The organism is Acinetobacter sp. 3657 (assembly GCF_031456775.1).
In the GTDB taxonomy this organism is placed as follows: domain Bacteria; phylum Pseudomonadota; class Gammaproteobacteria; order Pseudomonadales; family Moraxellaceae; genus Acinetobacter.
In genome coordinates this window covers 129,811-150,891 of the sequence record NZ_JAVDVH010000003.1, presented here as the reverse complement: position 1 = coordinate 150,891, position 21,081 = coordinate 129,811, and the positions used below count along the sequence as shown (strand labels likewise).

Below are 21,081 nucleotides of genomic sequence, written 5' to 3'. Positions count from 1 at the left end.
ACTCCGTTACTTTTTTAAAAAAGTAACCAAAAACTTTGTCATCCACAAAACCTGTTCACTTTCTGCATTTCATAAACAGCGTCGCAGAAACGGTATATAGCGGATAGCACGCAGGTTGTGGATGACGTCTAGCACAAGTAAATGATAGTGAAAATAGGCAGTTTTTGTTTTTCACGCAAATGAGGAGTCCAACATGAGTGGACATCAAGGTCATGACCATAGTCATGCAGCGGTGACTGAAGGCAATGTCAAAAAATTGACCATTGCCCTGATACTCACATCGACATTTTTAGTCGTCGAGGTTATCGCGGGTTTAATGACCCAAAGCTTGGCATTACTCTCCGATGCGGCACATATGTTTACCGATGCGGCTGCACTTGCGATTGCATTGGCAGCTATTCAAATTTCCAAGCGACCAGCGGATAACAAGCGTACTTTTGGTTATCAACGTTTTGAAATTTTGGCGGCATTATTTAACGCTTCTATGCTGTTCTTTGTGGCGATGTACATTTTGTATGAAGCGTATCAACGCTTTACCCAACCCCCAGAAATTCACAGCGTGGGTATGTTGATTGTAGCAACACTGGGTTTGGTGATTAATCTGATTTCAATGAAGATGTTGATGTCCAGCGCTTCAGAAAGCTTGAACATCAAAGGTGCATACCTAGAAGTGCTCAGTGATGCCTTGGGTTCCGTTGGTGTGATCATTGGTGCGATCGTGATTTACTACACCAATTGGTATTGGGTGGATACGATTATTGCGGTCGCCATTGGTTTTTGGGTATTACCAAGAACGTGGATCTTATTAAAGCAGAGTATCAATATTCTACTAGAAGGTGTGCCAGACGAAGTTGATATTGAAAAGTTGAGGAATGACTTATTAGCGCTGGAGGGTGTTGAGAGTATTCATCAATTGAAAGTCTGGGCGATTAGCTCGAAGAATATCCATTTAACTGTACACTTGTTTGCGCCGAATGCGGATCGCAAACGACTGCATCTCGCCGCAACAGAAATGTTGGCGCACCAACATGATATTGCTGAAGTGACCTTACAGATTGAGGATGATGCCGAGATGAATTGTCAGCATACCCATCAACATGCTGAACCAGTAAAGCAAGATCCGCCACATCAGCATTAAGCTGATGTGGAGGTGCGAGATTTTATGATCGGTGTATTAATTTTGCCATTCGTGATTGCAGTCACGGCATTTCCAATGTTTTTGTGCCTGCATAAAGGCTTGCATTGAAATTTTGAAATCGGGTAGATCACGCCAAAATAAGCCACCTGCAATCACACAGACAGCAAATACAATAACAGTTGCGATTTGTAGACCTTGACCTGCGCCATTGCCAAAAAGCCATAGTGCAATGCTAATTAACACGAGGATCAATAAGATAAAAATGGCAGGCACTAAGAGCACCAAACTTTTCGGTACGTTTGGACGAGGGCTATTTGCACCTTGACTGACAGGCATCACTTTTACGCTTTGGCACTTAGGGCAACGGTATTGCATAGATTTTTCCTATTCTGTTTTGGCTATTTTAGCGAAAAAACCACAAAAGCTAAAACCGAGAATGGCGTAAATTCAAAAATTTACACGATTGCACCGCATATTTGTGCTGAGCATCGTGGTAGCGCATAAGTTTATACTTGGCATGCATCTCGTCTAAAGCTATTCGCTAAAGTATTCACAGTCATGATAAGTTGATCGAAGAATTGAGCGAATAATACGCAAGGAAATACATGCTTCCTACTAAAATTTTAAAATTGCGTTTAGCACGGATTGCAAAAGCCAAGGGGCATCTGTCCACACAAGATAAATTGATGTTGGTCAGTATGGAAAGTCCAGACCTTAGCGCCAATTTCTTTTTGCGTTTATTTAAAGTCTCTTTACCGAAGCAATGGAAATTCAAGCATGAGACAGATGAAGATATTCTCTATACAACCCAGTTGATTCAACTGATAGAAAATGAATTGATACCTGCATATGAGTTTCATGCACGGAAATATGCTTGGTATGAGCAATGCGTGACGTACCAACTGAACTATGTTGTTAAACAGCCGACAGCGCAGCAAATCAATGTATATGTACGTCAGCTCGAACTCTGCTTAGATCAACAGCCTAAAATTGATTTACTCAGTTATATTCAACAGCACGATCCGAGTGCGGCACATGCTATTGCTTTGGCAAAAGCGTATGCTGGTGCAGCACAATACAGTCAAGCAATCACACAATATGAATGGGCAGCGCAGCAATCACCACAACGCAATGACGTTGCTTTTTTTGCTTATATCGATTGTTTACTGCATCGCAACCAGCCCAACTATCAGCCGCATGTCAGTGATGTTGAGTATGCCATTGCTTTACTGTGTCGATACAGCAAAGCAATTGATCAGAAAGCCTATTTGAAAATCTTGTACCGCGCCGTGAGCACTTTACTTCCAGCGGCAATTTTGCAAACACGAGGGTCAGAAACCAATATTTTGATGGATGTTGGTCGTGGTTTAAATTCACTGGGCAAATCTTTGGGCGGAATACTGGGAGGGCGAGAATCTCAGCTTGCTTATAGCAAAGAGGTGATTGCCAGCGCACCCCAATTATTAACCGATTCTCGTGTGCTAGAAAGTATCGCGCAGTCGAGTTCGATGCAACATGCGTTGCAACGTAAATTGATGCAGACTAAAGATCGAATCGAACAGCAAAGCACCGAATCGCTACTGGAGAATTTGTGGCGATCTATTCAAAAAGATGCTGACACTTGTTTAACTTTGTTGATAGATCAAGAACAGCATGAGCAACTCACACATCTGCTTACTCAACTCATCTTGGTAGATAGCAAAAAAATAGATTTAGGGTCAATTCATACGATTCTGGAGCATGGTCTCCTTCATTATTTAGGCGATATTCGTCTTGATAAACAGCATGCTGAGCGGAATAGCTTGTATGAGCTACGTGATGTTATTTTTGCTGAAATGACGGCATTGGCGCTGTGGTTCCAGCAAGACGTACTTAAAAGTTATTTGCAGCAACAAAGTCATCAATTACAGCAAGTCAAAAAACTGTCGTGCGGTCAATTCGATGAGATTGCACTATCCAGCGGTTTATTTGCCTATCAATTTGAAATGCAAAAACGTGCGCAAGATTTATCGGATTGGTTGCAACAGAAATTAGAGAAAGGCAATGATTTTGACAAGATGCAAGCGGCATGGGTTACGCTACGCGAGCTGGTTCATTTTGATCGTGATGAGGGGCAAGAGAAAATAAATCAGATTCAGCAAAGCTTAGACCAATACAAAACGATGCGTTTAAATCAAATCTTATTACGTCCAGATCGAAGTGATATACCCGAGCAGAAACAAGATGAAAAGTAACTGGTTTTGAGTGTAAATTAATCAGATGTACGCATCTAAAATTTGAGGATATGCAACAAAAATACGCAAATCGCGCTGCGTTGCATGCTAATCTAGAAAAAACGTTCGACCAGTTCGGAAAGTGGATTATAGCTCATAAGCAGTGAGCGAATAAGTAAGAAAGGGAAGAGGGAGAGCATCTTGAATCAACAAGATGATAAAAAGGCAATGTTCGATATCATGCCAGCAGATACAGCATCTGATAATAAACCATCATTATCTCGTCGGCTCATCAATAAAACATTGCAACATGCACAAGATGCGGTTGAGTTTGCCAGTGATACTTCTCGTAATATCGCAGGTGTGGCAGATGCGGCATTAGATGCTTTAGATCATGTTACCCATCATACTAAGCGTGGTGTCGAGGGGGTGCGAAACTCTGTGCGAGATATTGTCTCGGAAACCAGCGAAGCTGCACGTCAAGTGGCACTCAGTATGGCCAGAGCTTCTTTGGGGAAAAGTAGTCTAACTTTATATTTGCCAGAAATGTTGCTCAATAATCAGATCCGAAAACGCATTGATCGTGCCGAAATTGATGACATTAAAGTTGAATGTGGCAATGATCGTTTTCATATCGAATTAGACGGACACTATCGTCGTTTTCTCTATCGTCTTTCATTAGAATTTAATGTTTTAGAATGTCGTATTGGGCAGGAAAAATATTTACGACTGCGTCAGGTAGATGAACATTTAGACCTTCAGGTCCGTCATGGCGGAACTTTGACCAATTGGGCAGCGCGTCGAGTGGGGAGTGTCAGTTTTAACGTGATTAATTCTTTGCCTATTCCTTTCTTGATTAATCATTTGATTCGGGATGTACCAGGTATTCAAAAAGAAGGGCATCGCATTTGGTATATTGATCTCGAGGAGGCTGGTTTTATTGATTTTATTAACAACCGCTCTTGGATGGTCGATAAGCTGTTAAGTTTAACGGACTTTAGTATTCTGCCTGGTTTAAATATTTTGCAAGAAAGCCGAGAGTTGGTTCAACAGCTGGTTGACCAATTTGAGATTCGAGGCCTGCGTGTACAATCTGGACGTTTAGAGGTCCAGGTTGGTATTGGGTGAAATGTAGAGGCGAACTGTGTTCGCCTTTAAATTATATCCGTGCATAAAAAAAGCCACTGTCAATGCAGTGGCTTTTTTAGAATTTGGCGTCCCTACGGGGATTCGAACCCCGGTTACCGCCGTGAAAGGGCGATGTCCTAGGCCTCTAGACGATAGGGACTTATATTGAGGCATACATCTGAAAAATTAATGGCGTCCCTACGGGGATTCGAACCCCGGTTACCGCCGTGAAAGGGCGATGTCCTAGGCCTCTAGACGATAGGGACGTTTCAGAGGTGGGCGTATATTAGGTTGAATTAGATAATGTGTCAAACGCTTTTCAGGCTAAAAGCTAAAAAAAGCGAACAAGTGGATAAAATTACATCAAAATCAAAAAAATGCAGCTTGGGCAAGCTAAAACCATTGGTATTTTAGCGAACGCAAGTGCATTTTCTCTGAAATTTATTTATTTGCGGTCACGATAGAAGACATAGTGACTTAAGTAACATGCCGCGATAAAGACTAAACAAACGATGAGACCTGCGTGCATTTCGGGATCTGCGGCCATACTTAAGCCTGTAATAAAGCAGAACACAAATCCTAAGATTGGCACGATAGGATACAGTGGCGCAGCAAATTTCAAATCCTTTGCAGTATAGCCAGCTTTATACCATTGACGTCTAAAGTTGAATTGGCTCAAGCAAATACTCATCCACACGATCACCATGGTGAACGCAGCCACACCTAGCAAATTCTTAAAGATAGTTTCTGGGGCAAAATGCTCAGATAACAGTCCAGGAATTGCACCAAACATCGTCACTACAAGCGCAATAATTGGTGTGCCACTCTTTGAAAGTCGAGAGAAAAGGCTTGGAAGTTGGCGTTGATCAGACAGTGACCACATCATTCGAGAGGCGGCATATAGGCCTGAGTTCGCAGCAGAAAGCAACGCCGTAATGATTACAAAGCGGATGATGTCATCTGCATATGGAATACCAATGTAATTAAACACTGTGACAAAAGGACTGCTACTGACACCTTCACCGCCTAAACCTGCGATTTCGAAAGGCAATAAAGCACTGATGACAATGATGGTTCCAACAAAGAAAATCAGCAAGCGCCAAATGGCGGCATTAATGGCTTTCGGCACGTTCACTGCTGGGTCTTTGGTTTCACCTGCGGCAACACCAATCAACTCAGTGCCAGAGAAGGCAAAGTTTACAATCAGCATGGTGGTAAAAATTGGAATCAAACCTTGAGGGAACCAGCCATGCGTGGTCAAGTTGTGGAACAATGGTGCTGATTCAGTACCCTCAAAAGGAATGAGGCCAAAAATCGCCAGTAAACCAAGCAAAATAAATACGATAACGGTTACGACTTTCACCAATGCCAGCCAAAATTCAGACTCAGCAAAAATACGTGTGGAGCTTAAATTGAGAGCAAAAATGGTGAGAGCAAAAATAATGGTCCAAATCCACATCGAGATATGGGGAAACCATTCCTGCATCAATAAGGCTGCTGCGGTAAACTCGGTTCCCAATGTGGCAGTCCATGTGAGCCAATAGACCCAAGAGATCATGTATCCTGTGCCTGGACCAATGTATTTTTGCGCGTATGCACCAAAAGCACCTGCCACAGGCATGTGTACAGCGAGCTCACCGAGACATAGCATCACCATATAAGCGATCAAACCACCGAGGATATAGGCGATAATTGCGCCTACAGGGCCAGTTTGGGCAATAACTTCGCCAGAACCTAGAAATAAACCTGTACCGATTGCACCACCAAGAGAGAGCATCACTAAATGACGCGTACTCATAGCACGTTTTAATGTTTTTGGTGCATTTGGGTCTTGATGGGTATTTGAGTTGGAAGATTGCATACGACAATTTGTCCAAGCATAGAGAAGCGGCTATTTTATGGAAAAATCGAAAATGTGCAATCTGATTTAATGGAAAGATTGTGAGAAAAATATAATTATTAGATAAACAGAATATGGCGTCCCTACGGGGATTCGAACCCCGGTTACCGCCGTGAAAGGGCGATGTCCTAGGCCTCTAGACGATAGGGACAGATGAGGCATGGTTTGTATCCTATCTTTCACTTATGTGTTAGATCAGATACTACGCGCAGCATAGCTGCTTGTCTTGCGTTTCGGCAAAGCAATGCTTTGCTATTTCGAAACTCTGGTGGAGCCAAGCGGGATCGAACCGCTGACCTCTACAATGCCATTGTAGCGCTCTACCAACTGAGCTATGGCCCCAGTTTGTGTGAGGCAATATTAGGAGGATTGCACTCACACGTCAATGATTATGTTGGATTAACTCTCACTATTTGCATCATTTTTCGGCAATTTTAGCGATTCATTTAACTTTTCCCACACTTTTAGTTCTTTCTTGCTTGGTGTACCTACAATTTCCAAAGCATGGCGTAAACGCGCAAAGGTTAAATCAGGACCAATCGTCACCATTGCTTGCATCACAGGGGTTGAGCTGGTTGAACCCGCAATGGCAATAAAAAATGCGGGCATAAAGTCACGCAATTTAATTTCCATTTGATTTGCCAAGTCCATCAGTGTTTGGCTCACCGTGTCATTGTTCCATGTGAATTGGCCTTCTAAGCGCCAAATCGAGAACTGTAAGCTTTGACGAACTTGTTCTTCAGTCAATTTTTTGCTTTCAAATTGTTCTTTGCTGATTTGTGGCATGTGATTGAAGTAAAAACCTGCCCAATTCACAGCTTCTGACAACAAGTTGATTCGCGGTTGAATCGCAGCAGCAATCTCTTCTAAAGTCTTTGGATCATTTTTCCATGTGAGTAAACGTTCTAACAATTGTGCAGGTGTGAGCGCTTTAATCCATTGACCATTTAGCCAATTTAGTTTTTCAACATCAAAGATCGGGCCGCCCAGTGAAACACGTTGTACGTCAAAGTTGTCCACCATGTCTTTTAAGGTGAATACTTCACGTTCGTCAGGCATCGACCAACCCATACGACCTAAATAGTTCAATAGAGCTTCAGGTAATACTCCGATATCTCGATAGTAGTTGATCGAGGTCGGATTTTTACGTTTTGAGAGTTTTGATTTATCTGGGTTACGCAATAAAGGCATATGGCACAGCGCAGGCATGTCCCAGCCAAAATATTGATACAATAACTGGTGTTTCGGTGCAGAAGGGAGCCATTCTTCACCACGTAATACGTGGGTGATTTCCATCAAATGGTCATCTACGACGTTTGCAAGGTGATAAGTTGGCAAACCATCCGTTTTGAGAAGCACTTGCATATCGACTTGTGCCCATGGGATTTCGACTTCGCCACGTAACATATCATTGATTTTACAAATACCTTGTTCAGGTACTTTCATGCGGATGACATGTGGTTCATCTGCTGCAAGACGCTGTTGTACTTCTTCTGCTGATAATTTTAAACCACGGCCATCATATTTCGGCGTTTCACCACGGGCTTGTTGTTCAGCACGCATTTGATCGAGTTCTTCTGCGGTTGCGAAACAGTAGAACGCATGACCTTTTTCAATTAATTCAAGTGCATATTGCTTATAAATGCCCATACGTTCAGATTGGCGATATGGGGCATGTGGGCCACCCACATCTGGGCCTTCTGACCAATTTAAGCCTAACCAGCGTAAAGAGTCTAAAATCATTTTTTCAGATTCAGGTGTTGAACGAAGCTGATCCGTATCTTCGATACGTAAAATGAACTCACCACCGTGCTGTTGAGCAAAACATAAATTAAATAATGCAATATAGGCAGTGCCTACATGAGGAAAGCCTGTAGGAGAGGGCGCAATGCGAGTACGAACTGTCATAAGTGATCGGCGTTTAAATTAGAATTTGAACTATTATAACGAAAAAGCCTAGTCACGGTATGACTAGGCTTATTTAAACATGTGAGGAATTACATATTTAATCGTTAAGATGTATGCGGTTGGAATATGGTTTGAACGAAACGGGAAAAACGTTCGTGTTGACTAGCAAAAAAAGTTTGAGTCGGTGTTGTACGAATACTATTCAACATTTTTAATTCATCATCTGTTGCAGATAATGATAATGAGGTATTGCGTTTTTGCTGATCGAGCGCTTTAACGATCGGTGAAGTCGTCTTGTCTAGCGTTTTTAAACTGTTGTTTTCTTTAATCGCAGCTGCATGCCCAACAGATATAGAACAAGTTAAAAATAAACTTAGGCATAGTGCTTTTTTCAACTCTAATGCTCGCATTGCTCACATCCCCTTTTGATTTCTGGTCTATCAAGACCAACCAAACAACTAATAATTTGCTTTATAGATACAATTTAAACATAAAAAATAATAAAAAAGTAGAACTGCGTCACACTTTTTACAAAAAATCTAAAATTTAGCCACGCCGTTATATATGTTTATAACAGTGTTGCTGCTTTGTACACAATACAAATTTAGCAAGCAAATGTGTAGAAAGCGTGGAGGCCCTCACTTTTCAAATGTTAGCTCATAATCTTTCGTTGTACATTTATGGTGCAATAGATACATTGAGGGGGTATATCTAAAAAGTAGAATAATAATCTATTTATTGATATAAGCACATGATTGTAAAGGTATTTGATACTAAATATAGTGCTTATGAATGGGGTCTGATGAGTAAGAACTAAATGAAAATAGCAATAACAACATTTTTGCTGTTGGGTTTAACCAGTGTAGCCCAAGCAGCGACAGCCTTTCTAAATGTATCTTATGATCCAACGCGTGAGTTTTATCAAGAATATAATCAGGCATTTGGACAGTACTGGAAGCAAAGAACAGGTCAAGACGTTAATTTTAAACAGTCACATGGTGGGTCGGGTAAGCAAGCTCGATCTGTGATCGATGGTCTACAAGCTGATGTAGTGACTTTAGCACTTGCCAATGATATCGATGAAATAGCGAATGCTGGTTTAATTCGAAAAGATTGGCAAAAACAATTTAAAAATAATTCTGCACCTTATACTTCAACCATTGTCTTTTTAGTTCGCAAAGGCAATCCAAAGCATATTCGTGATTGGAATGACTTAACTAAAGATGGCGTTGAAATTATTACCCCAAATCCTAAAACAGGCGGTGCGCCGCGTTGGATTTATTTATCTGCTTGGGGGTATGCATTAAAACAACCCGCTGGAAATGATGCAAAAGCGCGTGAGTTGGTCAAAAAACTTTACCATAACGTCAAAGTTCTAGACTCAGGTGCACGTGGTTCTTTAACGACTTTTGCTGAACGTGGTATTGGTGATGTGCTGTTATCTTGGGAAAATGAAGCGCTATTGGCAACTCAAGGTTTGGGAAAAGATAAATTTGAAATTGTTTATCCTTCTATTTCGATTTTGGCAGAGCCTTCCGTTGCAGTCGTCGATAAAACAGTAGATAAAAATGGAAATCGTCATTTAGCGCGTGGCTACTTAAACTTCCTTTATTCCCCTTTGGGACAAGAGCTTGCGGCGAAACATTATTTTCGGCCACGTCATCCGCAAGTCGCAGCAAAGTATGCGGCGCAATTTCCGAAGATTCAGCTGTTCAATATTAATGAGGTGTTTGGTGGATGGGAAAAAGCGCAAAAAACACATTTTGTGAATGGCGCAGTTTTCGACCAAATATATTCCCAAAAGCGATAGAATGACGTGTCGCTACTTCGGATTACTTAAGTGCAAAAGCAAATACGCGAGGTATTTGCTTTTTTTTATTGAATGGAAAATGATAAGAAAACGGTTTTACCTATGAAAAGTTAAGAATTCTCTACAAAAAGTCGTTTGGTACTGGCATAAAACAAGGTGATAATGTGCAGTTACATTTTTAGCTGTTGATTTATCTACTATGTCGCATATTTCTGTCTTACTTCACGAAACCATTGATGGCGTTTTGGCAGGTCGCGACTCAGGTGTTTTTGTTGATGCCACCTTTGGGCGCGGCGGTCATACCAAATTATTGCTCTCAAAATTAGATCAAAATGCACGTGTTTACGGATTCGATAAAGACCCACAAGCGCTTGAAGTCGCAGCACAATTAGAACAAGAAGATCCTCGATTTAAAATTATTCATGCCAGTTTTGCAGATATACAATCTGAGCTAGCCAAGATCGGTATTGCTGAAGTCGATGGCATCATGGCGGATTTAGGCGTGTCTTCACCACAGCTTGATCAAGCAGAGCGTGGTTTTAGTTTTATGAAGGATGGACCATTGGACATGCGGATGGACAATTCGCAAGGTCCGACTGCGGCAGAATGGTTGTTGAAAATTGAAGAAGAACAACTCGCCAATATTATCTATCAATATGGTGAAGAGCGTTATAGTCGTCGTATTGCCAAAGCGATTAAAGCAGCAGGTGAAATTACCACCACTGCGCAGCTCGCAGAAATTGTTAAAGTTGCCCATCCAAAATGGGAAAAGCATAAACACGCTGCCACGCGAACCTTTCAGGCGATTCGCATTGCCTTAAATAAAGAGCTGGATGATATTGAGGTATTTTTACCGCAAGCTGTAGAATTGTTGAAAGCCCAAGGGCAATTAGCCGTGATCAGTTTCCATTCTTTAGAAGATCGTTTAATTAAGCAGTTTATTCAAAAAGAATCGACTCTAGCTGAAGATCATGGCTGGGGCATGCCGCAACAACGCGTTGATACGCGACGCTTAAAGAAAGTGTCTCGGATTCGTGCGAGTGAAGCTGAAGTGAAAGAAAATCCTCGCTCTCGTAGTGCATGGCTGCGCGTTGCAGAGCGTATAGAGCAAAAAGGCAAATAATGAACAATAAAAATGATGACGAGGTTCTACCAAACAGCAAAAATGGACTGAAAAAAGTCGTTGTTTATGCTGTACTTGTTGCACTGGTATTCACGAGTGCAATGATGGTGGTGTTTCAGGTATTTGAATATCGTCATGACTATCGTGACTTGAGTGCATATATGCGTGAAAGAGATGATTTAAATGCTGAATGGGGGCGTCTGCTCATTGAGCAGCAAACCTTTGGTGCGACGGCACAGATTGGTTCACGTGCGGTTACGCAACTCCGCATGTTCTCACCACCCGCGGCACAAACCGTTGTGATTTCTTTACCTACGACCTCGAAGCAAGATAAATAAGGCATGCTGTATGGCAGATAAGCGAAGTAAACCGATACGAAGAAAACAGCAGTCTATTTCGGCAAAACCAACACTTGCTTTGGATATGTGGCGGTTTTATTTGCTTTGGGGCGTGGTACTGCTTTGTTTTGTGGTTCTGGTGGCGCGTGCATTTTATGTACAAGTGGTCAATAAAGACTTTTTGCAAAACAAGGCCAATGCCAATATTTTACGGACTGAACGTCTAGAAGCGATGCGTGGTGTGATTAGTGATCGTCACGGTGTGCCGCTCGCAATCAGTACGCCGATCATGAAAATCGTGATTGACCCAAGAGATTATTGGGATGCCAAAAAACAATTTAATGAAATTACTGAAGAACTTAAAAAAGATCCGACCAATCGCCGTCTAAAACGTCAGTTGCCCAATAAAAATTTAAATTTAGATGAATTGGCAGATGCTGTTGGGATTGACCGTAAAGTTTTAAAGCAGCAAATGAATGATCGGGCGCGTTCGCGTTATTTGGTATTGCAAAAAGAAATCCCACCACAACAAGCTGATTTAATTATAAAACGCAATTTTCAGGGTGTTTATACTGAGAAAAGCTATAAACGTTATTATCCTCAGCCTCAAGCAAATGCACAAATTATTGGTTTGACCAATAGTGAAGGTACGGGTATCGAAGGCTTAGAAATGCAGTTGAATACACGACTGGCAGGGGTTGATGGCGAACAGAAGATTATCCGCGATAAAAAAGGTAATCGCCTCAAAGTTTCGGAAGTGATCAAAGAGGTTGAGTCAGGCGAAAACATCACCCTGAGTATCGATTCACGATTGCAATACATTATGTATCGGGAGTTGACTGCTGCGGGTGTTGCAAACAATGCACGTTCAGCCACCGCGATTGCTGTCGATGTCAAAACGGGTGAAATCTTGGCGATGACCAGTTGGCCATCTTATAACCCAAATGATAAGGGCGGACTTTCAAATAAAGATGCCATGCGTAACCGTGGTGCGATTGATATGTTTGAACCAGGTTCAACCATGAAGCCATTTACTGTTGCTGCTGCATTAGAAAGTGGTCAGTACACACCGAATTCAATTATCAATACAGCACCGGGATCGATGCGGTTGGGTTGGCACACCATTCGTGATACCCATAACTATGGTGCGCTGACATTGACAGGCGTGATTGTTAAATCATCAAACGTGGGTTCAGCGAAGCTGGCATTGTCTTTGCCTAAAGATGCTTTGCCGTCCTTTTTCCGTCGCGTCGGTTTTGGCCAGCGCTCGGATGTAAGATTTCCTGGTGAAAGTGCAGGCATACTCTATTCTGGAGATAAGCTTAATTCCTCACAACTCGGTACGATGGCATACGGTTATGGCCTGAATGCCACGATTTTACAACTTGCACAAGGTTATGCGATGCTGGCGAATCATGGCATGGAAATGCCGTTAAGTTTGCATAAGCTAGAACATGCACCCGAAGGCAAACAAGTACTTGACCCTAAAATTGCTGACCAAGTTTTGATGATGTTAGAACAGGTTACTTTACCGGGGGGAACTGCAAAACAAGCCGTAATTCCTGGTTATCGTGTTGGGGGTAAAACGGGAACAGCACATAAACTTCGCGCTGACCGTAAAGGCTATTCAAATAGTGAATATCGTGCTTTATTTGCGGGTGTGGCGCCTGTGAGTGACCCTCGTTTGGCGATGATCGTTGTCGTAGAAAATCCGCAAGGCCGCTACTATGGCGGTTTGGTTGCAGCGCCTGTTTTTGCCAGAATTATGCAAGAGTCCTTACGCTTACTCAATGTACCTTTGGATAGACCACTAGATACTTCACCAACTCCAGTGCGCAGGTAAAAAATGTCGATTTGTTTTCAACAGATACACCCGATCAACATCGATGCAGCTTGGTCTGCGCAGCCTTTTAACGGTTTTTGTTTGGATAGCCGTAAGCTTGAAGCAGGGCAAATCTTTATTGCGTTGAATAGTTTTAGCCAAGCTGAGAGAACCCGCCAATTTGCCCAAAATGCATTGGATGCAGGTGCATTGGTGGTGATTAGTGAAACTGCGCTAGGTTTAGAAAAAGAGTGGACCTGTCCAACAGTTCGTCAGTTATTGGGTGAATGGCAAAAGCAATATTTGCAGCATGTTGATCCAGTATCGATCTTGCGCGGTATTGCAGTCACGGGAACCAATGGCAAAACCACAATTTCTCGTTTAATCGCGGAATTGGTGAGTTCGCAAGGAAAAGGCTGTGCGGTGATGGGGACCACGGGCAATGGTATTTTGCCGAATTTGACACCCTCCAGCCACACGACCTTAGACGCATTACAATTACAAAATGCACTGCATGATTATGCCAAGCAGGGTGCAGCATTTGTTGCGTTAGAAGCTAGCTCTCATGGTTTAGAGCAAGGTCGTTTAAATGGCTGTGAGATTGAAATCGCGGTCTATAGTAATTTAAGTCGTGACCATCTGGATTATCACGGTACTTTGGAGGCTTATGCTGAAGCCAAAGCTTTGCTATTCAAATTTACCACCTTAAAAGCCGTAGTGATTAATTTAGACGATGCTTATGCCACGCTCATGTTGGATGCGGCCAAGGCCAATCCATCGCAACCTAAAATCTTAACTTATTCATTGACTCAAGCAGTCGCAGATTATCATATTGCTGATTTGCACTATCGCTTGAGTGGAGCGAGTTTTACGCTGATTGCGCCAACAGGTTTGTATTCAGTTCAAAGTCCATTGCTTGGGCATTTTAATGTCGAGAATTTATTGGCAAGCTTAATTGCAGTTGAGTATGCAGGTTTTGCTTTGGCTGATTTAGTCCAGTTTGTACCACAACTCAAAGGTGCTCCTGGTCGTATGCAAGTGATTCAGGATGCTGAGCGGTTATTTGTGGTCGATTATGCACATACCCCTGACGCTTTGATTCAAGTGTTGACGACTTTAAAGCGCCATGTCACGGGGCAGCTTTGGGCGGTATTTGGTTGTGGCGGTGATCGTGATCGTGGTAAACGTCCATTGATGACGCAAGCGGCACTTGATCATGCCAATCCTGTAGTTTTGACTTCAGATAATCCACGGACTGAAAACCCTGAACAGATTTTTGCTGATATGAAGCAAGAGATTGATTTTGCTGCGCATAGGATTCATGAAATCCATGATCGCCGTGAAGCGATAAGATTTGTGGTTGAACATACACAAGCAGGAGATATTGTGGTGATCGCAGGAAAAGGGCATGAAAACTATCAGGAAGTTGATGGCGTTCGACATTGGTTTGATGATGTAGTAGAGGTGCAATCAGCACTTACTGCACAGCCACATTCGGTACACTCAGCTTATCCTGCGCAATAGAGTCAAAAGGTAAATAACAAGTATGCACACCTCAACCACCAGTACAGTTCCATTAGAACCTTGGACAGCAGAACAATTACAACAAGCGACACAGGGTGAGTGGTATAACGCAAAATCTCCACAAGGAGAAATCAAGCGAATTTTGACGGATTCTCGTCATGCTGAAGCAGGGGATGCTTTTCTTGCCTTGAAAGGTGAGCGTTTCGATGCACATGATTTTGTGGCGCAAGTTGCGTCGCAGGGCTGTCAAATGGCGATTGTTGAACGTCCAGTTGATGCTGATATTGTGCAGCTTGTGGTCAAAGATACGCGCTTGGCTTTGGGGCATTTGGGGGCTTATCGTCGTCAACAGAACCCACAGCTTAAAGTGATTGCATTGACGGGCAGTAGTGGTAAAACCACGACAAAGGAAATGTTAGGCAGCATTCTGTCTCGTTTAGCACCGACGTTGATTACCCGTGGCAACCTGAATAATGATTTAGGTGTGCCGATGATGTTGCTTGAATTACGTCAAGAACATCGCTATGCCGTGATGGAGCTTGGGGCGAGTCATCAAGGTGAGATTGATTACACCTCAAATCTAGTGCAACCACATGTGGCTGGTATTCTAAATATTGGAACAGCGCACTTGGGGGAGTTTGGTGGGCGAGAGGGTATTTATCGCGCGAAGTCAGAAATTTATGCGCACATTTTGCCTGAAGGTACTGCGATCGTTCCTGCAAATGATGATTATGCAACAAGCATTGGTGAGTGTGCTCAAAAGCATCCAATTTTAAGTTTTGGTGAAGGTGGAGATATCTTTGTCACTGAGGTTGAACTTCACCCTCAATTTTCACAGTTTCGTTTGCATACACCGCAAGGCGTTTGCGCTGTGAATCTGCCCTTTGCAGGTGCGCATAATGTAGAAAATGCAGCAGCAGCCACCGCATTTGCGTTGGCGATTGGGATTGAACTCGATGATATTGTGCATGGCTTAGAACACGCACAAGGTGCAAAAGGTCGTTTGAATTTTATTCAACATCAACAGCACCTATTTATTGACGATACTTATAATGCCAATCCAACCTCTATGCGTGCAGCTGCGAATGTCTTATTGCAGCAGCAAGGTTTGAAAGTCATGGTCATGGGCGACATTGGTGAGCTTGGAGAATCAAGTTGGCAAGAACACCATGACTTAGGTCGAGATTTAGCGAATTTGCCTTTAGATGCATTGGTTGTGGTCGGAGAGTTTGCTGAAGCAGCACAGCAGGGCTCAGCGTATGCCAAAACATTACATGCATTTGCTACACAAGCAGAGGCGTTACCGTTTTTAATTAATTTAGTGCAAAGACATCAACCCCAGTCGATGAGTTTCCTCTTCAAAGGGTCCCGTTTCACCCACATGGAAACGTTGATGGCTGATTTGATGGAGAAAATTTAAATGTTGTTATGGTTATTTGAACAATTGGCGGGGTATAACAGCTCGTTCCAAGTTGTTCGTTATTTAACATTGCGTTCATTATTGAGTCTACTGACCGCGTTGGCAATTGGATTGGTTTTAGGACCGATTATGATTCGCAAATTACAAGCATTAAAATATGGTCAAGCGGTGAGCTCTTTTGCACCTGAAAATCATGCCAAGAAGATGGGAACGCCGACCATGGGCGGGATTCTTATTCTGCTGTCTATTGGTATTAGTACACTGTTGTGGGCAGACTTATCTAACCCTTACGTATGGATTGTTTTGGGGGTTATGGTGGTGTTTGGCGCAGTCGGTTGGGCCGATGACTGGATTAAAGTCCGTTATAAAGACAATGCGGGTTTACCTGCACGGAAAAAGTTTTTTTGGACTTCGGTTGCTTCCTTAGGCGCGGGTGTTGCTTTATATGTGATTGCCAAACAACAAGATAGTGCTTTACATACCGCGAATATGTTGGACTTATTGATTCCATTCTTTAAGAATCTTTCCATTCCACTTTCAGCAGTTCCACTCGGTTTAGCGTTCATCGCCTTTACTTATTTGGTGATCAATGGTGCATCTAACGCAGTCAATCTAACCGATGGTTTGGATGGCTTGGCGATTATGCCGATTGTGATGGTCGCGGCAGGTTTGGGCGTATTTGCTTATTTGTCTGGGGATATTCGTTTTGCCAATTATCTACATATTCCCTATGTGAAATATACCTCAGAGCTTGTGGTGATTTGCTCAGCGATGATCGGTGCTGGTTTGGCCTTCCTTTGGTACAATGCCCACCCTGCTCAAGTGTTTATGGGTGATGTCGGTGCGTTGGCGTTGGGTGCGATGCTCGGTACGATTGCAGTCATGGTTAGACAGGAAATTGTATTTGCGATTATGGGTGGTGTATTTGTTATGGAAGCCATCTCGGTATTTTTGCAGATTGGTTCATTGCGGATGCGAAACAAACGTGTATTTCTGATGGCACCTCTACATCATCATTATGAAAAACAAGGCTGGAAGGAAACTCAAGTGGTGATTCGCTTCTGGATTATTACGATTTTCTTGGTGGTTTTAGGGTTAATGACGTTAAAATTACGTTAAGCCACGATTTAAAAAAGAAGCTGGTGAATACCAGCTTTTTTTATGCTTGGAGAAAATAGATGAATTTATTGATGTGTCCTGTTTGTCGCCAATCATTAAATTTGATTGAAAATGCATGGCGATGTGATAACGGACATCATTATGATGTGGCGAAACAAGGTTATGTAAATCTGCATGTGGTGCAGCATAAGCATAGCAAAACGCCAGGGGATACGGCAGAGTCGGTGTTGGCACGCCGAGCGTTCTTGCAAGCAGGTTTCTATCAGCCCTTACAACAGGCTGTGGTTGAATTGCTACAACAGTTAAAACCAAAAACGATTTTGGATATTGGTTGTGGCGAAGGCTACTACACCAGTGCTATGCAGCGTTATACCGAATACTGTATCGGTGTGGATATTGCCAAAACAGCAATACAACGTGCGGCAAAATTAAATTCTGATGTGACTTGGGTGGTGGGTACGGGGGCAACTTTGCCTGTACGAGATCATTCGATTGATGTCTGTAGCAGTTTATTTAGTCCGATTCCGCAAAATGAAATCGTACGGGTGCTGAGTGATCAAGGTTATTTGATTGTGGTTACACCTGCACCTAAGCATCTATTCGCATTGCGTGAAGCGTTGTTCGAGCAGGTCAATTTGCATGAACCACAGAAGTTTATTGAACAGCTTGGGACTCAATTTGAGCTGAAACAGCAACGAATTGTTGAAACCACAATGCAGTTAGATCAGCTCGCACTCAGCAACTTAATTGCGATGACGCCCTATGCGTATAAAGCCAATCCAGAGCGACGTAAAGTACTTGAGCAGCAACAGCGATTTGTGGTTAGCGCTGCCTTTCAGATTTATCTATTTCAGAAAAACAAACAGCCATCAAATTGATGGCTGTTTGGGCTTTTATGATGGATTATTGGATTTGATTAATTAAATTTTCAATCCCATCACGTTCTCTTTGGGCGTTTGAGTTTTGAGGATTTGAGCCCATTGTCGGTGGTGGTTTTCTCTCAGGTGTGATGGTGTGTTCACCGTTTGGTGTCGTACCCGATAAGTCTGAAAAATCACTTTGTGCAGAACGTGTAGGTGCGGTTGGTGCAGGGCGGTACAGTGGACGTGCCAGTGGTGGAGAAGCACGGTATTCTTTACGATCCTCGCTTTGCTGAACCTGTAATTGATCATGAGAAATAGGATCTTTCGCATCTTTATCCAATCGAACCCATGCAGATGGCGTATCTTTTAAAGCATTGGCCATAAAGTTGGTCCAGATTGGTAATGCAGCAACGCCGCCATATTCTCTGCGACCTAAAGTGCGCGGCTGATCAAAGCCGACCCAAGTTACCGTAACCAATTTGCCATTAAAGCCCGCGAACCAAGCATCTTTGGCATCATTGGTGGTTCCTGTTTTCCCGCCTAAATCATCACGACCGATTTTAAGTGCAGCACGGCCTGTACCATGTTGAATGACGTCACGCAAAATGTTGGCCATGTCATAGGCAGAACTTGATTTTAAAATACGCTGTGCTTGACGATAATCACTATTGGTCTTGGAGGATGGTTCAGCTTGAGCGACTGTCAACTCAGCTTCAGATGCTGCATTGGTATTTTCTAAGCTTTGATTAGTGATTTCTGTCACTTCTGGAGCATCTGCTTCTTGTTGCGGAGCAGGCGCTTTTGCATCGCCAATACATGGAATACATGCATATTCTGGCTTGGCACTATAAATGACTTTGCCAGAGGCATCTTCAATTCGTTTGATAAAATGAGGCTGGATACGATAGCCACCATTTGCGAAGGTTGCATAGCCCGTTGCCATCTGTACAGGCAAGACCTGTGGTGTTCCTAATGCAATGGTATAGTTACGAGGAATTTGATCATCCTGCAAACCAAAATCCATAAAGAGTTGACGCGTCCGCTCGATCCCCACATTTTGTAGCAATCGTACCGATACGGTATTTCTGGATAAATATAAAGCACGACGTAGAGGGATCATGCCCAGAAAACGGCCATCGGAGTTTCTAGGCGACCATTTCCCAATGGTAATCGGGTTGTCATTGACCATACTATAAGGTGTCATGCCGCGCTCTAAAGCCAATGCATATACGAAAGGCTTAATGGTTGAACCTGGTTGTCTCCACCCTTGTATCGCACGGTTAAATTTCGATTGATAGAAATTATAACCACCAACAACGGCTTCGATCGCACCATCATTTGGATTTAAAGCAATGAGCTGACCTTGCACTCTAGGTACTTGGACCAAAGACCAAACGGTTTTTTCTTTATTGGGGCGTAAGCGAATAATATCTTTCACTTTGACAATTTGTGAGGCATTGGAAGGTGTACCGCCGACACTATTGGCATTGCGATATGGACGAACCCATGACATACCCGACCAATTAACGGTCACAGTCGAGCCATCCTGCATGAGTGCATCAAAGGAATTGTTATTTACTTTTACGACTTTGGCAGGGTAGGTGTTGGCATAAGCCATAAATTGATTGAGGGGTTGATCATGTGCTTCCGGCCCACGCCAGCCATGACGACGGTCATAAGCTTCTAAACCATCTTGAAGAGCTTGCTCAGCATAACGTTGGCGATTGCTATCAATGGTGGTGTACACCTTGTAGCCTGAATCAATCGCTTGATCGCCGAATTGTTTAACCAATTCTGAACGCACCATTTCGCCTACGTATGGAAACACATTGCTCACAGAGCGGTCCACCATGTTTAGATTGATGGGTTCTGCAACTGCTTTTTGATATTGAGTTTGGTTGATATACCCCAACTGTAGCATACGACCTAAAATCCAATTGCGGCGTTCAAGTGCACGTTGAGGGTTGGCAACAGGGTTATATTTTGAAGGTGCTTTGGGTAAACCTGCAATCATTGCCATCTGTGCAATGCTGAGTTCATCGATATTTTTGTTGTAATAGATACGCGCAGCAGCAGCGATGCCGTAGGAATTTTTACCTAAGAAGATCTTATTGACGTAAGAGCTTAGAATTTCTTGTTTGGTGAGGCTCTGTTCAATTTTTCGCGCAAGAAAGACTTCAGTTAGTTTACGTCTTAAGGTTCGCTCTGGGCTTAAATAATAATTCTTCGCCACCTGCATGGTAATGGTTGAGCCCCCAGTTTGGACATCAGAACCAGTCACAGATTCGGTTATCGCTCGCCCCAAACCTTTAAAACTAATGCCGCTATGCTCAAAAAAAGAAGAATCTTCAGCGGCCAAAAAAGCATGAATAAACGTGGGAGGAATTTGCTCATATTCGACAGGAATGGAAAGTTTTCCGCCATATTCTGCAATTAGCTTATTATCTGCAGTATAGACCTGCAATGGTTTTAACAGTGGCGCCTTTTTTAATGAGCTCATATCTGGCAGTGATGGCGCGAGATAGAGATACATGCCATAAAATCCCATTGGAAGTGAGACTAAGATAATAATAATGATCAAAAAAAATGGGCGAACAATACCAGAACTGGATAGCTTTTTCATAATAAGTAAGTTTTAATAAGAGCGAATGACAAACTAATTGTGGTCAGTATATCCTTTAGACATACGGATTGTTAGATGGGTTATTGTATCCGTATTAATTAAAGACCAAAACAAATTAGTGTGTTGTATTTTTGGGGATAAAAAAATAAATA

16 protein-coding genes and 4 tRNA genes are annotated in these 21,081 nt (G+C 42.7%); 11 read left to right on the top strand and 9 right to left on the bottom strand.

Annotated elements, in window-relative coordinates; genetic code table 11:
• Positions 1–193 precede the first annotated feature (193 nt).
• Positions 194–1,138: a cation diffusion facilitator family transporter gene (locus tag J2Y37_RS05260; protein ID WP_349032111.1), complete on the top strand. Its 945-nt coding sequence runs from the start codon at positions 194–196 to the stop codon at positions 1,136–1,138.
• Between the two features lie 36 nt (positions 1,139–1,174).
• Here J2Y37_RS05260 and J2Y37_RS05255 read toward each other — a convergent pair whose 3' ends face one another.
• Complete coding sequence (locus tag J2Y37_RS05255) at positions 1,175–1,513, bottom strand: hypothetical protein (RefSeq protein WP_349032110.1); 339 nt, start codon at positions 1,511–1,513, stop codon at positions 1,175–1,177.
• Between the two features lie 230 nt (positions 1,514–1,743).
• On the opposite strand from J2Y37_RS05255, the gene J2Y37_RS05250 reads away from it, so the two are divergent.
• Both J2Y37_RS05250 and J2Y37_RS05245 read left to right on the top strand, forming a co-directional pair.
• Positions 1,744–3,372 (top strand): hypothetical protein, encoded by a 1,629-nt coding sequence (locus tag J2Y37_RS05250; RefSeq protein WP_349032109.1) that lies wholly within the window; start codon positions 1,744–1,746, stop codon positions 3,370–3,372.
• A gap of 180 nt (positions 3,373–3,552) precedes the next feature.
• Positions 3,553–4,479, top strand: a complete 927-nt coding sequence (locus tag J2Y37_RS05245; protein ID WP_349032108.1) for a hypothetical protein — start codon at positions 3,553–3,555, stop codon at positions 4,477–4,479.
• Between the two features lie 84 nt (positions 4,480–4,563).
• Here J2Y37_RS05245 and J2Y37_RS05240 read toward each other — a convergent pair.
• From J2Y37_RS05240 to J2Y37_RS05210, 7 genes are all read right to left on the bottom strand, one after another.
• Positions 4,564–4,639: transfer RNA gene (locus J2Y37_RS05240), tRNA-Glu, on the bottom strand.
• 30 nt (positions 4,640–4,669) lie between these two features.
• A tRNA-Glu gene (locus J2Y37_RS05235) sits at positions 4,670–4,745 on the bottom strand.
• A 179-nt stretch (positions 4,746–4,924) separates the two neighbouring features.
• Entirely contained in the window at positions 4,925–6,340 is a 1,416-nt protein-coding gene (locus tag J2Y37_RS05230; RefSeq protein WP_004673240.1) for an amino acid permease, read from the bottom strand.
• Positions 6,341–6,454: 114 nt separating this feature from the next.
• Positions 6,455–6,530 (bottom strand) — tRNA-Glu (locus J2Y37_RS05225).
• A gap of 115 nt (positions 6,531–6,645) precedes the next feature.
• Positions 6,646–6,721 (bottom strand) — tRNA-Ala (locus J2Y37_RS05220).
• Between the two features lie 57 nt (positions 6,722–6,778).
• Complete coding sequence (gene gltX / locus J2Y37_RS05215) at positions 6,779–8,287, bottom strand: glutamate--tRNA ligase (RefSeq protein ID WP_349032107.1); 1,509 nt, start codon at positions 8,285–8,287, stop codon at positions 6,779–6,781.
• A gap of 104 nt (positions 8,288–8,391) precedes the next feature.
• Positions 8,392–8,697, bottom strand: coding sequence for a DUF4179 domain-containing protein (locus J2Y37_RS05210; RefSeq protein WP_005193882.1), 306 nt, complete (start codon positions 8,695–8,697; stop codon positions 8,392–8,394).
• A gap of 407 nt (positions 8,698–9,104) precedes the next feature.
• Between J2Y37_RS05210 and J2Y37_RS05205 the strand changes: the two genes are divergently transcribed.
• The 8 genes from J2Y37_RS05205 to J2Y37_RS05170 all read left to right on the top strand — a co-directional run bounded on the left by J2Y37_RS05205 (position 9,105) and on the right by J2Y37_RS05170 (position 18,321).
• Positions 9,105–10,097 (top strand): sulfate ABC transporter substrate-binding protein, encoded by a 993-nt coding sequence (locus J2Y37_RS05205; protein ID WP_349032106.1) that lies wholly within the window; start codon positions 9,105–9,107, stop codon positions 10,095–10,097.
• 199 nt (positions 10,098–10,296) lie between these two features.
• Positions 10,297–11,220, top strand: coding sequence for a 16S rRNA (cytosine(1402)-N(4))-methyltransferase RsmH (gene rsmH, locus J2Y37_RS05200; RefSeq protein WP_349032105.1), 924 nt, complete (start codon positions 10,297–10,299; stop codon positions 11,218–11,220).
• Positions 11,220–11,558 carry a cell division protein FtsL gene (locus J2Y37_RS05195; protein WP_004673228.1) on the top strand — a complete coding sequence of 113 codons (339 nt, stop codon included), beginning with the start codon at positions 11,220–11,222 and terminating at the stop codon, positions 11,556–11,558. The genes rsmH and J2Y37_RS05195 overlap by 1 nt, the downstream gene beginning before the upstream one ends.
• Before the next feature lie 10 nt (positions 11,559–11,568).
• The gene (gene ftsI, locus J2Y37_RS05190) at positions 11,569–13,401 is read left to right on the top strand and encodes a penicillin-binding protein PBP3 (protein ID WP_005193877.1); all 1,833 of its coding nucleotides are present in this window, start codon (positions 11,569–11,571) and stop codon (positions 13,399–13,401) included.
• A gap of 3 nt (positions 13,402–13,404) precedes the next feature.
• On the top strand, positions 13,405–14,904 hold the full coding sequence (locus tag J2Y37_RS05185; protein ID WP_349032104.1) for a UDP-N-acetylmuramoyl-L-alanyl-D-glutamate--2,6-diaminopimelate ligase: 1,500 nt from the start codon (positions 13,405–13,407) through the stop codon (positions 14,902–14,904).
• Positions 14,905–14,926: 22 nt separating this feature from the next.
• Positions 14,927–16,324, top strand: a complete 1,398-nt coding sequence (murF, locus tag J2Y37_RS05180; protein ID WP_349032103.1) for a UDP-N-acetylmuramoyl-tripeptide--D-alanyl-D-alanine ligase — start codon at positions 14,927–14,929, stop codon at positions 16,322–16,324.
• The gene (gene mraY, locus J2Y37_RS05175; RefSeq protein ID WP_004673221.1) at positions 16,325–17,443 is read left to right on the top strand and encodes a phospho-N-acetylmuramoyl-pentapeptide-transferase; all 1,119 of its coding nucleotides are present in this window, start codon (positions 16,325–16,327) and stop codon (positions 17,441–17,443) included. It begins immediately after the preceding gene.
• Positions 17,444–17,502: 59 nt separating this feature from the next.
• The gene (locus J2Y37_RS05170) at positions 17,503–18,321 is read left to right on the top strand and encodes a putative RNA methyltransferase (protein WP_349032102.1); all 819 of its coding nucleotides are present in this window, start codon (positions 17,503–17,505) and stop codon (positions 18,319–18,321) included.
• Between the two features lie 25 nt (positions 18,322–18,346).
• Here the strand turns inward: J2Y37_RS05170 and ponA are convergent, their stop codons facing one another.
• The gene (ponA, locus tag J2Y37_RS05165; RefSeq protein ID WP_349032101.1) at positions 18,347–20,839 is read right to left on the bottom strand and encodes a penicillin-binding protein PBP1a; all 2,493 of its coding nucleotides are present in this window, start codon (positions 20,837–20,839) and stop codon (positions 18,347–18,349) included.
• Positions 20,840–21,081: the final 242 nt, after the last annotated feature.